We start from the raw sequence: 11,544 nt of genomic DNA on the forward strand, positions 1-11,544 counted from the left end.
GGGCCTGTCGGCCCGTTCCCGGCGCGACCCCGACCACATCGCCGGGCTCCTGAACGACAGGCCCGGAAAGGCATTCGGCTACAGACCCCCGCCGAAGCCTTCGCCAAGGAAATTGTCAGGATGCGTTGCAGTTGGAACTTTGGTTGACCAAACCCTAACGCCCACAGCCAAGCCCTTGATTCCAAACGCCCGAGGAAACTGACCACGCGCGGCGCAGCCCTCAGAAGAACCCCCGCGGGATCAGCCGGTGCTCCCAGGCGTCCCGCTCCAGCTCCTCCCGGAAATCCGGGTGCGCGATCGAAATCAAGGCCCGCGCCCTCTCTGCGATCGACCGCCCCTTCAGGTTCACCATCCCGTATTCGGTGACCACATACATCATGTCCGTCCGGGGCGTCGTCACCACGTTGCCCCGGGTCAGCGCCGTCACGATCCGGCTCCGCCGCTCCCCCTTCTTCTCGTAGGTCGAGGCGAGGCACATGAAGCTTTTCCCGCCCCGCGACCCATAGGCCCCCCGCACGAACTGCAACTGCCCCCCCGTGCCCGAGATATGCCGGAACCCGTCCGTCTCTGATGCCGCCTGGCCTTGCAGGTCGATCTGGGTCGTATTGTTGATCGACACCACCTTGTCGTTCCGCATGATGTTGTGGGGAAGGTTCGTATAGTCGACCGGGTGAAACTCCACTTCCGGGTTGCGGTCGATGAAGTCGTACAGATACTGCGCCCCCAGCGCGAAGGTGCAGACCATCTTCCCCGGATTCAGCTGCTTCCGCGCCCCGGTGACCCGCCCGGCCCGGTAAAGGTCCACGATCCCGTCCGTCATCATCTCGGTGTGGATGCCAAGGTCCGAAACCGGGCTCTCCGCCAACAGGGAACACACCGCGTTCGGCATCCCCCCGATCCCGATCTGAAGACAGGACCCATCCTCCACCTCCGCCGCGATCAGCCGGGCGACGGCCTTGTCGACCTCGGTCGCGGGGGCCTTCGGCAACTCGGCCATCGGGCGGTCATAGCCTTGGATGATGTAGTCCACCTCAGACACATGCGCCCCGGTCCCTTCGCCCATCACATAGGGCAGCGTCGGGGTCTCCTCGACGATCACCACGCGCCCGCGTTCGACCAGGGCCCGCATCCACAGCGTATTCGGGCCGAAGTTGAAGAAGCCTTGCGCATCCATCGGCGCGGTCTTGAAGACCACGATGTCCGGCGGGTCGATGAAGCGGCGGTAGTAGTCGGGGACCTCGCCCAGGTTCACCGGCAGGTAATGCGCCATCCCGGCATCATGCTTGCGGCGGTCGTAGCCGGAGAAGTGGGTCGAGAACCAGTGGACATGTCGCGCCTCGGGGTCCGCTTCCAGCACCGCGCGGGGGCGGGCGGTGAGGACGGAGCGGAACCGCAGGTTCGTCACCTCGCCCAGCCGCGCCGCCAAGGCCTCGTCGAAGACATCGGGCTGGCCCAGCACCGCGCCGTAGTCCAGCCACATGCCCGACCGGACCAGCCCCGCCGCCTCTTCGGCCGTGATCCGCCTTGCTGCCTTGGCCATCGTCTCCCCCCTGGTCCCGAGCCGTATCAGGACTCTGCATTCTTTCTGAGGTTATCGGCGCAATTGGGGGCCGAGGCTAGACAAAGCTCATCCGGTTCTTGTCGTGGCGGGCGATCAGGCGCGCGACGCGGGTATCGCGCACCACCTTGCAGGCCGGACGGGCCACCGCGTCGATCAGGCCGGGGAACAGCGTCTCTATCTCGTCCAGAGCTTCCGGACCCATGGCATGACGCGCCTCCGGTCCGGTCAGCAGCGTCTCGCTGGGTGCGCCTTCGGCAAAGATGATCTCGTGCCGGTCGGTCAGCAGGTGAAAATAGTCCACCGATCTGCCGGTATCCTCGACCGAGGCCCCGGTCAGGCCCAGGAGCTTGATGGCGGGCACCAGAACCTCTTTCGTGCCGAACATCCGTTCGACCACCGGGCTGCAAAGCAGCATGCGGTGCTGGCGCGACACCAGGAGGTCGCGCCGCGGCAGACCCCGGCCAAGCGCCCCCCGCGCAAGGCGCACGGGTGCCAGCGTGCCCCGCGCCGCAGCCCGGCTGCACCCGATCCAGCGAATGGGTTGGGCGCCGTTGTCCCGCGTGGTCACAAGGTCGCCCGGGCGCAGATCCTCGATCGGCCTTTCGCCGTCCGGGGTAAGGATGTGCGTGCCGCGGACGTAGCAGATCAGGTAGTTCCACGTCTCGCGGATGGCGTTCATGCCGGTGAAGGTGTTGCCGTTCAGGCTGTCCAGCGTCAGCGAGCGGATCGGCTTGGCCTCCATCGCCGTCTGGTCGGCATTCAGAGAGAATTCCGGTGCCCAGTAGGTATTGCCCGCCGTATCCTGGAAGATGACGGCCGTGATCGTTGCCGTGGTGCCATCCAGATAGGTGATGGTCGCGTTGTAGATCGCCGTGCCGTCGAAGGTCTGCAGCGGCCCGCCGTTGATGCGGAACGTGTCGTTCGACAGCGAATTGTTCATGTCGTAGACATTGGCCGTGCCGCCGTTGAACGCCCCCGGGGTCAGGACGGCAGCGGTGTTCAGCAGCGGGGTTCCGGGCGCGCCGAAGGTCAGCCCGACCAGCGCCGAGGCATTTTCCGCGACCTGATTGCCTTCCGTCGGGTCGATGGAGGGGCGCACGCCCAACTGAAAGACGTTGAAAGTTGTCGGCATTTGAACCTGCCCCGCACCAAGCTGTCACTGTTACCCTGTGACTGTGACGTAAATTTCTGGTTGAAAAAAGGAAAGACTTGGACTGCACGCGAAAGAACGCGCTGGTTGGTGTCGGGGCCAAAGGGGCGAAACCTCGGGCCGGGCGACCGAGGTGAAACGGTGACGTCGGTCTGGTCGGCCCGGGGCCCAGTCAAGCGGGGGACTGATCCCGGGGGCCAATGGTCGGCGGCCCGGTCAGATCACCTGCGCGATGGCGGCGGCCAGAACCGGGACCGTCTGCGCGTTCAGCCCCGCGATGTTGATGCGGCTGTCGCCGACCATGTAGATGCCGTGTTCCTCGCGCAGCCGGTTCACCTGGGCCTCGGTCAGGCCCAGCCGGCTGAACATGCCGCGGTGCGATGCGACAAAGTCGAAGCGGTCCGAGTTGGTGGCGCGGCGGAGTTCATCGGCCAGCTGCTTGCGCAGGCCCAGCATGTTCTGGCGGACTTCCTCCAGTTCCTGCTTCCACGCGGCGGTCAGGCCCGCGTCCTCCAGGATCATCGTCACCAGCCGCGCGCCGTGGTCGGGGGGGAAGCTGTAGTTCTGCCGGTTCAGGAAGTTCAGGTTGCCTTGCACCACGGCTTTGCGGTCAGGCGAAGTGAGGGCGATCAGGATGCCGGTCCGTTCGCGGTAGATGCCGAAGTTCTTGGAACAACTGGCGGCAATCAGCACTTCGGGAAAGGCCGCCGCGATCTTGCGCGTCGCCGCCGCATCTTCCTCAAGCCCGTCGCCGAAGCCCTGATAGGCCAGATCGACGAAGGGCACGGCCCCTTTCCGTTGCAAAAGCGCGATCACCTGATCCCACTGTCCCGCATCAAGGTTCGCGCCCGTCGGGTTGTGGCAGCAGCCGTGCAGCAGCACCGCATCGCCCGCAGCCACGCCTTCGAGGTCGGCCATCAGGCCCGCAAAGTCGATGCCCGAGGTGGCGGAGTCGAAATAGCGATACTCGACCCCGGTCATCCCGAGGTATTTCACGATCGAGGGATGGTTCGGCCAGGTCGGCGCCGACATCCAGACGCGGGCCTTGGGATTGGCCATGCGGATCAGCTCCAGCGCCTGCCGGATCGCGCCGGTGCCGCCGGGGGTCGCCACGGACGCCGCCCGGTCAGCGTGGCCGTCACCCAGGATCATGTTCACCAGGGCTGCGTTGTAGGCCGGTTCGCCCGCAAGGCCGGTGTAGGTCTTGGTGGTCTCCGTCTCCCACAGCTGCCTTTCCGCCGCCTTCACCGCGCGCATCACCGGGGTCAGGCCGTTTGCGTCCTTGTAGACGCCGACGCCAAGGTCGATCTTCGTGGTCCGCGGGTCCTCGCGGAACATGGCGATGAGTTGCAGGATCTTGTCCTGCGGCTGGGGGTTCAGGGTTTCAAGCATGGGATTTCCCGGGGTTCTGGACGCCAGCCCAGTGCCACAAGCCGGAACGCTCGGCAAGGACCGTCAGGGGCCGGTGGCCACCCGCAGATCCTCATACATGCCCCATTCGGCCCAGGACCCGTCATAAAGCGCATGGTTCCGGTGGCCGATCCGTTCCAGCGCGAGCGACAGGATCGCCGCCGTCACGCCGGACCCGCAGGTGGTGATCGCGGGCTTCTTCAGGTCGATCCCCGCAGCCTCGAAGACCCCGCGCAGCGCGTCGGGGGATTTCATCGTGCCGTCGGGGTTCAGCACCTCCGGGAAGGGCAGGTTCTTCGATCCCGGGATATGCCCGGACCGCAGGCCCGCACGCGGCTCTGGTGCCTCACCGCGGAAGCGGGGGGCAGAGCGGGCGTCGATGATCTCGGCCTCGCCCAGCTTGGCGGCATGGGCAACTTGCGTCACGTCCTTCACCAGATGGTTCTGCCGGCTGACAGTCATGTGCCGGTCGCGGATCACCGGGGGCATGTCCTCGACCTCGCGCCCCTCGGCCTGCCATTTGGGGAAACCGCCGTCGAGAACGGCCACATCCGTCTTGCCCATCAGGCGGAAGGTCCACCAGACCCGCGCGGCGGAGAAGATCCCCGCGCCGTCGTAGACCACCACCTGATGCCCGTCGCCCACGCCCATCGCCCGCATCCGGGAGATGAACTTCTCGGGCGGGGGGGCCATGTGGGGGAGAGAGGAGCGCTGGTCGGAAATCTCGTCGATGTCGAAGAACCGCGCGCCGGGGATATGGGCGGCGGCATATTCGGCCTTGGCGTCCCGGTTCTGGGCCGGCAGGTACCAGCTGGCGTCCAGCACACGCAGGTCGGGGTCGCGCAGGTGTCTGGCCAGCCAGTCGGTCGAGACCAGCGTCCTGGGGTCATCCTGCGGCGATGGGGTCATTTGGGCCTCCCGGGGTTGACCCGGATATATGCATCGCTGCGGGACCCTTGCAAGCGGCGCGGGGACAGAGCGCCCCCGCGCCTTTGGCTGTTACTTGACCAGAGCCTTCTTCACCATTCCTGCGATCACGGTGAGGATCGCGCCGCCGATACCGCCGCCGCCGATGGCCTGGGCCAGCGCGCCGATGTCGAGGTTCGACAGGTCAATCCCCGCGCCGCCGCCGGCCATCATGTTGGTCAGAAGACCGCCGAGAAGGCCGCCGACACCGCCCACGACCGAGTTGCCCGCCGTGCCGAGGCTGAGGTTCTTCGCCCCCGCGCCGGCTGCGTTGCCGCCGATCAGACCCGCGATGATCTGGATGACAAGTTCCATTACCCGTAACTCCCACTTTCCGCCGGTTCCCGTGACCGGGTTTGCCCGGCCTATCCCCCGGACTTGCTGTCCGGCATGGGAAAGTCTGACAGACTGACGCAGGTCGGGCAAGAAATGTCGTAAAAGTGCAAGTTCAGCCGCGGCTGTTCTGTTTCAGCAGCCGGGCCTTGTCGCGTTCCCAGTCGCGCCTGGCGCTGGTCTCGCGCTTGTCGGCCAGCTTCTTGCCCTTGGCGATCCCCAGTTTCAGTTTCACGATGCCGCGGTCGTTGAAATACATCTTCATCGGCACGATGGTCATGCCCTCACGCCCCACCGCAGACCAAAGCCGCGACAGTTCCTTCTTCGAAACCAGAAGCTTGCGCCGCCGCCGTTCCTCGTGCCCGAAGGTCCTGGCCTGAAGATAGGGGGCGATGTAGCTGTTGATCAGCCACAGCTCGCCGCCCTCGACCGAGGCATAGCTTTCCGCGATGTTCGCGCCGCCCTGGCGCAGGCTTTTCACCTCGGAGCCCAAAAGCACGATGCCGGCCTCGAGGTCGCTTTCGATATGGTAATCGAAACGCGCGCGCCGGTTCTCGGCGATCAGCTTGGAGTTCGGATCGGACTTTGCCACCATGATCGCGGTGAGATAAGCCTTGGCGCAGGCTTAGTCCAGAAGGGGCGACATGTTCGGACAGATTGCCTTGGGGTCGGTTCTGCTGATCCTCAACATCCTGGTCATGGCCAGCGCGGCCCTGATCCTGGAAGTCGGGTTCCGCCGGGTCCATCCCTGGCTGCTGCGGCCGCCGCAGCGACTGAAGCTGTTGGCGATGCTGGTCGCGGTCGGTCTATGGGTGCTGGTGGTGGTGACGGCGGGTGTCTGGATCTGGGCCTTTGCGATGTTCACGCTGGGGGCCTTCGCCAGCCTGGAGGAGGCCACCTATTTCGCGCTGGTCGCATTTACCACGCTGGGCCTCGGCGATGTGGTGCCGCCGGAGGACTGGCGCATTCTTGCGGCCATGGCTGCGGTGAACGGGTTTCTCAGCTTTGGCCTGCTGACCGCGCTTCTGGTCGAGGCGCTGCGCCAGGTCCGGTTGACGCAGCTTGAGGCGCGGCACAAGGACTGATCCGCCTTACCCTTTCAACTCGCTGGTGATCCGAACCGGCCCGGCCGCGCCCTTCAGCTTGGCGCGGTAGATCACCACGCCTTCGGCCACCCGCATCACATAGGTCCGCGTTTCGGCGAAGGGGATCGTCTCGACCCAGTCCACGACATCCACGTCGGGACGCCTCGGGTCGCCGAATTCGGTGATCCAGCGGCGCGGGCGGCCCGGCCCGGCATTGTAGCCCGAGGCGATCAGCGCGATCGAGGGGCCGAACTCGGCCGCCATTTCGGCCAGATAGGCCGAGCCCATCGTCACGTTGTAGGCCGGGTCCGAGGTCAGCTTGCCTGCGTCGAACGTCTTGCCGAGCTTTTCGGCCATGTGCTTCGCGGTCCCCGGCAGGACCTGCATCAGCCCGCGCGCATCGGCCGAGGACCGGGCGGTGGGGTCGAATTCGCTTTCCCGCCGGGCGATGGACAGGGCCAGCGCGCGGCTGATCTTCAACTCGTCCGGCACGAATTCGGGGACCGGGTAATAGGCATGCGGCAGGATCAGCCCGCGTTCGGCGGCCTGCTTTGCGATCAGGAGTGCCATGTTCGGGTCGCCCCAGGCCAGCGCCATGTCGGCCATCTGGGCAAGTCCCGTCGCGTCCTGGCTTTCGCCAAGGTGCAGAAGGAAGCGCCTGGCCAGGCTGCGGTCGCCGGCCTTGCGCAGAAGCTCGGCCGCGGCCAGAACGGAGGACCGGGCGAACCCGGCGCTGCGCCAGTCCGGGGTGGCAGGCCGGGCGAGAAGGCTTGCGTCCAGCGACAGCCCCAGCCGTTCGGCAGCCAGAAGCCCGTAGAAGGCCGTCTGATGCCTTGCCGCCGCCCGGTAGCTGGCGCTGCCGTCCCGCCCCGCCGCCTCTTCTGCGCGGCCGATCCAGTAGTGCGCCCGCGCCACGCTGATCGGCGTCGAAACCCCGGCGAGGAGATGCTGGAAATGCCTTTCGGCTGTCGCCGGATCGTTCAGCCGCCGCAGCGCAATGAAGCCCGCCAGAAACTCCAGATCGGCATAGGCCGAGGCACCGCTGTCGGTTGGCAAATGGTGGTTCGCGGCGACCCGGTACGCCTCTTTCGCGCGGCCCTGCCGCATCAGCCAGCGCGCCAGAAGCGCCCGGCGTTCGGCCCAGGCCTGCGGGCGGCCGAGGCTTTCAGCGGATTTCGAACGCTCGAGGATCAGCTCGGTCGCCTCGTCGTACAGATCCTTCTTCATTCGCCAGATGAACCGGTCATAGGCCAGGCCCGGATCGCCCGCGCGTTTTTTCGGCACCGCCTCGATCAGGCCGGTGACACCCTTGCCCTGTTCTTGCAGCGCGATCCGCGCGCGGGCCAGGGCCTGAAGATCCTCGGGCACGCGCGACAGCATCCGCGTCGCCTCTTTCGTCCGGCCCTCCCACAGGAGAGTGTCCAGGCGCAGTTCATGGACGAAACCCACCGCTTCGGGCGCAAGGCCGATCATCTCGGCTTCCTGCTCGGGCGAGAAGGCAAGCCTGGACCAGGCCCGCATCGCCTCGGTCTCGGCCTCTGCCGCCCGGCCCTGTGCCTGAAGCGCGCGGACATAGGCGATGGCACCGCGCCCGGTCACGGGCAGACCGGCCTCGAACCAGGCGATGATGCGGGCCGGATCGGTCGAGCGCGCGACGGCCTCTTCGCCCTTTTCGCGCAAGAGCGGCAGGCCCGGCCAGTCCGGGCGACGGGCGAGGAAATCCTCGTACTCTCCCAGCCGCCCGTCTCCTGCCCGCAGACGCTGCCAGTCGATCACGTCCCGTCCGACGCCCGAGGGTGCCACGGCCAGCGCGCCGTTCCAATCCTTGCCAGCGGCCAGCTGCAAGGCCGTCCGCATCGCCTCTGTCGTATCTGCTGTCGCCGGAAGCGTCTGGAGGCCAAGGGCCAGGACCAGCGCCCGGATCATTGTTCTGCTGCTCATGCCGCCGAATCTGCCTGACGCGGCGCCGGTGGACAACCCACACTTGCGTCAGCGCGCAAGACTTGGCTTTGGGTCTGCCAGCCGCTAAGAGGAACCCGATTTCGGGCAATCCCGCCCATGAGAGGAGAAGCGTCATGATCAGAGGGTCCCTTCCTGCCCTGGTGACGCCGTTCAAGAACGGCGAGCTGGATCTGGTGACGCTGAAGAAACTCGTGGACTGGCACATCGCCGAGGGCAGCCACGGGATCGTGCCGGTGGGGACGACGGGCGAAAGCCCGACGCTGAGCCACGCGGAACACCAGAGGGTGATCGAAGAGGTCGTGGCGGCCGTCGCAGGCCGCGTCCCGGTGATCGCGGGCGCCGGGTCGAACAACACCGTGGAAGGCATCAGCCTGATCCGCCATGCCGAGAAGGTCGGGGCGGATGCGGCTCTGGTGGTGACACCCTATTACAACAAGCCGACGCAGGCCGGCCTGATCGCGCATTACACCGCGCTGCACGATTGCTGCCAGCTGCCGATCATCATCTACAACATTCCCGGCCGGTCGGTGATCGACATGACGCCCGAAACGATGGGTCAGCTTGCGAAACTGCCCCGGATCATCGGCGTCAAGGACGCCACAGGCAAGATCGAACGCGTGAGCCAGCAGCGTGCCGCCTGCGGGGCGGATTTCATCCAGCTTTCGGGCGAGGATGCGACCGCGCTGGGCTTCAACGCGCATGGCGGGGTGGGCTGCATCAGCGTCACCGCCAACGTCGCCCCGCGTCTGTGCGCGGAGTTTCAGGAGGCGACCCTGCGCGGCGATTACGCCAAGGCGCTGGAGTATCAGGACAAGCTGATGCCGCTGCACGAGGCGATCTTCATCGAGCCCGGTCTTGTGGGGGCGAAGTATGGCCTGTCGCTGCTCGGTCTCTGTTCGGAAGAGGTCCGCCTGCCATTGGTAGGCCTGACCGACGGCACCAAGGCCCGGATCAAGGCCGCGATGAAGCACGCCGGGCTGATCTGAGGCGCCAAATTCCTTCGAAGGAATTTGCAAATCTTTTCGAAAAGATTTGCGCCCCGTCCGACCGGCGGGGCGCTTGTCATTTCCGCGCAGCCCGAGCAAGGTCCGCCCATGCGCAGCACCAGGAGCATCCATGTCATCTCTGCCCATGCCGAGGGCGAGGTCGGTGACGTGATCGTCGGTGGCGTCGCCCCTCCGCCCGGCGCGACGCTGTGGGAAATGCGCGAGTCGCTCTGGCGCGACCAGACCCTGCGGAACTTCGTCCTGAACGAACCGCGCGGCGGAGTGTTCCGGCATGTGAACCTGCTGGTCCCGCCCAAGAACCCCCGCGCGCAGATGGGTTTCATCATCATGGAGCCCGAGGACAACCCGCCGATGTCGGGGTCCAACTCGATTTGCGTGGCGACCGTGCTGCTGGACAGCGGGATCCTGCCCATGACCGAACCCGTGACCGAGATCACGCTGGAGGCCCCCGGCGGCCTTGTCACTGTCCGCGCCGATTGCCGCGACGGCAAGGCGCAGCGCATCCACGTCCGAAACCTGCCGTCCTTTGTCGACCGGCTGGGCGTGCCGCTGGACGTGCCGGGGGTGGGCCGCCTGACGGTGGACACGGCCTATGGGGCCGACAGTTTCGTCGTGGTGGACGCCCGGGGGCTGGGATTCCGCCACGCGCCCGAGGAGGCCCATGCGATGGCCAAGCTGGGCGTGCAGATCACGAGGGCCGCCGATGAGCAGCTCGGCTTCCACCATCCTGAAAACCCGGATTGGCGGCATTTCTCCTTCTGTCTTTTCGCCGGTCCGCTGGTCCGCGTCGCGGATGGATGGGAGACGCAGCACGCCGTCTCGATCCGCCCCGGCAAGATCGACCGCTCGCCCACCGGGACGGCGGTTTCCGCCCGGCTGGCGATCCTGGCGGCACGGGGGCAGATGGCACCGGGTGAGGTGCTGCGGGCGCGCTCTCTGATCGGCGGCCAGTTCGAAGGGCGGATCGTCGGGGCCGCAAAGGTGGGCGATCTTGCTGCGATCCTGCCCGAAATCTCGGGCCGCGCCTGGATCACCGGGACTCATCAGCACATGCTGGACCCCGCCGATCCCTGGCCCGAGGGCTATCGGCTGTCCGACACCTGGGGTGCGCGATGATGTTCGTCTGCCCCTTCGGTCCGTCCTTGAAGCCAGCCGACGCGTGCCCGAAGGGCCTGGGGAGGGCAGCTTGGCCTTGACCCAAAACCAGCGCGGCGCGCTTTACATGACAGCGTCGATGGCAGGCTTTGCAGTCGAGGATGTCTTCGTGAAAGCCGCCGCACAGACCTTGCCGCTGGGTCAGGTCCTGATGACCATCGGGCTGAGCGGGATGCTCGTCTTTGCCGCAATGGCCGTCCGGCAGGGCGAGACCCCGCTGCCCCCTGCCTTCCTGTCGCGACCCATGCTGATCCGCTGCGGGTTCGAGATCACCGGGCGGCTGTTCTATGGCCTCGCGATCACCCTGACGGCGCTGTCCACGACCTCGGCCATTCTACAGGCGACGCCCCTTGTCGTCGTCGCCGGGGCCGCGCTGGTCTTTGGCGAAAGAGTCAGCCTGGGCCGCTGGCTGGCCGTGCTGGCGGGCTTCTTGGGCGTGCTTGTGATCCTGCGACCAGGGTCGGATTTCTCGGCGCTGTCGTTGCTGGCCGTCGTGGGTCTTCTGGGCTTTGCGGGCCGGGACCTCGCGACCCGGGCTGCACCCAAGGGGCTGTCGAACCGGCAGCTCGGCGCGCTGGGCTTCGCGATGCTGGCGGTGGCAGGGGCGATCCTGCTGGTCATCAACGGGGGGGCGCGGTTGCCCTCGGGTGCCGCCTGGGCCTGTCTGACGGGGGGCACGGTGTTCGGCATGTCGGGCTACCACGCGCTGACCTATGCCATGCGGACAGGAGAGGTGGGGGCCGTCACGCCGTTCCGCTATACGCGGCTGGTCTTCGCGATGGTGCTGGCGATGGTTCTGTTCGGCGAACGGCCCGACCTTGCCACCTGGATCGGTGCCGGGCTTGTCGTGGGCTCGGGTCTCTTTGCGCTGACGCGAAAGTAGGGTGGGCGATATCGCCCACCCTGCCCGACGTC

The 11,544-nt window shown here is 66.6% G+C and carries 11 protein-coding genes; 4 read left to right on the top strand and 7 right to left on the bottom strand.

The genetic code is table 11. The features are described from left to right. Positions 1-220: 220 nt before the first annotated feature. From D5084_RS02465 to smpB, 6 genes are all read right to left on the bottom strand, one after another. Positions 221-1,540 (bottom strand): acetyl-CoA hydrolase/transferase family protein, encoded by a 1,320-nt coding sequence (locus D5084_RS02465; RefSeq protein ID WP_128513925.1) that lies wholly within the window; start codon positions 1,538-1,540, stop codon positions 221-223. Between the two features lie 76 nt (positions 1,541-1,616). Next, the gene (locus D5084_RS02470) at positions 1,617-2,693 is read right to left on the bottom strand and encodes a Hint domain-containing protein (protein WP_128513926.1); all 1,077 of its coding nucleotides are present in this window, start codon (positions 2,691-2,693) and stop codon (positions 1,617-1,619) included. A 234-nt stretch (positions 2,694-2,927) separates the two neighbouring features. Then, the gene (locus tag D5084_RS02475; RefSeq protein WP_128513927.1) at positions 2,928-4,103 is read right to left on the bottom strand and encodes an amino acid aminotransferase; all 1,176 of its coding nucleotides are present in this window, start codon (positions 4,101-4,103) and stop codon (positions 2,928-2,930) included. A 63-nt stretch (positions 4,104-4,166) separates the two neighbouring features. Continuing rightward, the gene (gene sseA, locus D5084_RS02480) at positions 4,167-5,030 is read right to left on the bottom strand and encodes a 3-mercaptopyruvate sulfurtransferase (protein ID WP_128513928.1); all 864 of its coding nucleotides are present in this window, start codon (positions 5,028-5,030) and stop codon (positions 4,167-4,169) included. A 90-nt stretch (positions 5,031-5,120) separates the two neighbouring features. Then, the gene (locus tag D5084_RS02485) at positions 5,121-5,402 is read right to left on the bottom strand and encodes a hypothetical protein (RefSeq protein ID WP_128513929.1); all 282 of its coding nucleotides are present in this window, start codon (positions 5,400-5,402) and stop codon (positions 5,121-5,123) included. Positions 5,403-5,535: 133 nt separating this feature from the next. Beyond that, positions 5,536-6,015, bottom strand: coding sequence for an SsrA-binding protein SmpB (gene smpB / locus D5084_RS02490; protein ID WP_128513930.1), 480 nt, complete (start codon positions 6,013-6,015; stop codon positions 5,536-5,538). Positions 6,016-6,064: 49 nt separating this feature from the next. Here smpB and D5084_RS02495 point away from each other — a divergent pair, with 49 nt between their 5' ends. Further along, on the top strand, positions 6,065-6,505 hold the full coding sequence (locus tag D5084_RS02495) for an ion channel (RefSeq protein ID WP_128513931.1): 441 nt from the start codon (positions 6,065-6,067) through the stop codon (positions 6,503-6,505). A gap of 6 nt (positions 6,506-6,511) precedes the next feature. Here D5084_RS02495 and D5084_RS02500 read toward each other — a convergent pair whose 3' ends face one another. Continuing rightward, on the bottom strand, positions 6,512-8,446 hold the full coding sequence (locus D5084_RS02500; RefSeq protein ID WP_128513932.1) for a lytic transglycosylase domain-containing protein: 1,935 nt from the start codon (positions 8,444-8,446) through the stop codon (positions 6,512-6,514). A 134-nt stretch (positions 8,447-8,580) separates the two neighbouring features. Here D5084_RS02500 and dapA point away from each other — a divergent pair, with 134 nt between their 5' ends. The 3 genes from dapA to D5084_RS02515 all read left to right on the top strand — a co-directional run bounded on the left by dapA (position 8,581) and on the right by D5084_RS02515 (position 11,512). Next, a complete protein-coding gene (dapA, locus tag D5084_RS02505; RefSeq protein ID WP_128513933.1) occupies positions 8,581-9,453 on the top strand; it encodes a 4-hydroxy-tetrahydrodipicolinate synthase in 873 nt (290 codons plus the stop codon). Between the two features lie 108 nt (positions 9,454-9,561). Continuing rightward, the gene (locus D5084_RS02510) at positions 9,562-10,590 is read left to right on the top strand and encodes a trans-3-hydroxy-L-proline dehydratase (RefSeq protein ID WP_128513934.1); all 1,029 of its coding nucleotides are present in this window, start codon (positions 9,562-9,564) and stop codon (positions 10,588-10,590) included. Positions 10,591-10,660: 70 nt separating this feature from the next. After that, a complete protein-coding gene (locus D5084_RS02515; protein ID WP_274378859.1) occupies positions 10,661-11,512 on the top strand; it encodes a DMT family transporter in 852 nt (283 codons plus the stop codon). Positions 11,513-11,544 lie beyond the last annotated feature (32 nt).

Source organism: Tabrizicola thermarum (genome assembly GCF_003574395.1).
In the GTDB taxonomy this organism is placed as follows: Bacteria; Pseudomonadota; Alphaproteobacteria; order Rhodobacterales; family Rhodobacteraceae; genus Tabrizicola; species Tabrizicola thermarum.

Coding starts and splice junctions, on each gene's coding strand:
- D5084_RS02465 (WP_128513925.1), bottom strand. CDS start 1,540: ATGGCCAAGGCAGCAAGGCGGATCACGGCCGAAGAGGCGGCGGGGCTG.
- D5084_RS02470 (WP_128513926.1), bottom strand. CDS start 2,693: ATGCCGACAACTTTCAACGTCTTTCAGTTGGGCGTGCGCCCCTCCATC.
- D5084_RS02475 (WP_128513927.1), bottom strand. CDS start 4,103: ATGCTTGAAACCCTGAACCCCCAGCCGCAGGACAAGATCCTGCAACTC.
- sseA (WP_128513928.1), bottom strand. CDS start 5,030: ATGACCCCATCGCCGCAGGATGACCCCAGGACGCTGGTCTCGACCGAC.
- D5084_RS02485 (WP_128513929.1), bottom strand. CDS start 5,402: ATGGAACTTGTCATCCAGATCATCGCGGGTCTGATCGGCGGCAACGCA.
- smpB (WP_128513930.1), bottom strand. CDS start 6,015: ATGGTGGCAAAGTCCGATCCGAACTCCAAGCTGATCGCCGAGAACCGG.
- D5084_RS02495 (WP_128513931.1), top strand. CDS start 6,065: ATGTTCGGACAGATTGCCTTGGGGTCGGTTCTGCTGATCCTCAACATC.
- D5084_RS02500 (WP_128513932.1), bottom strand. CDS start 8,446: ATGAGCAGCAGAACAATGATCCGGGCGCTGGTCCTGGCCCTTGGCCTC.
- dapA (WP_128513933.1), top strand. CDS start 8,581: ATGATCAGAGGGTCCCTTCCTGCCCTGGTGACGCCGTTCAAGAACGGC.
- D5084_RS02510 (WP_128513934.1), top strand. CDS start 9,562: ATGCGCAGCACCAGGAGCATCCATGTCATCTCTGCCCATGCCGAGGGC.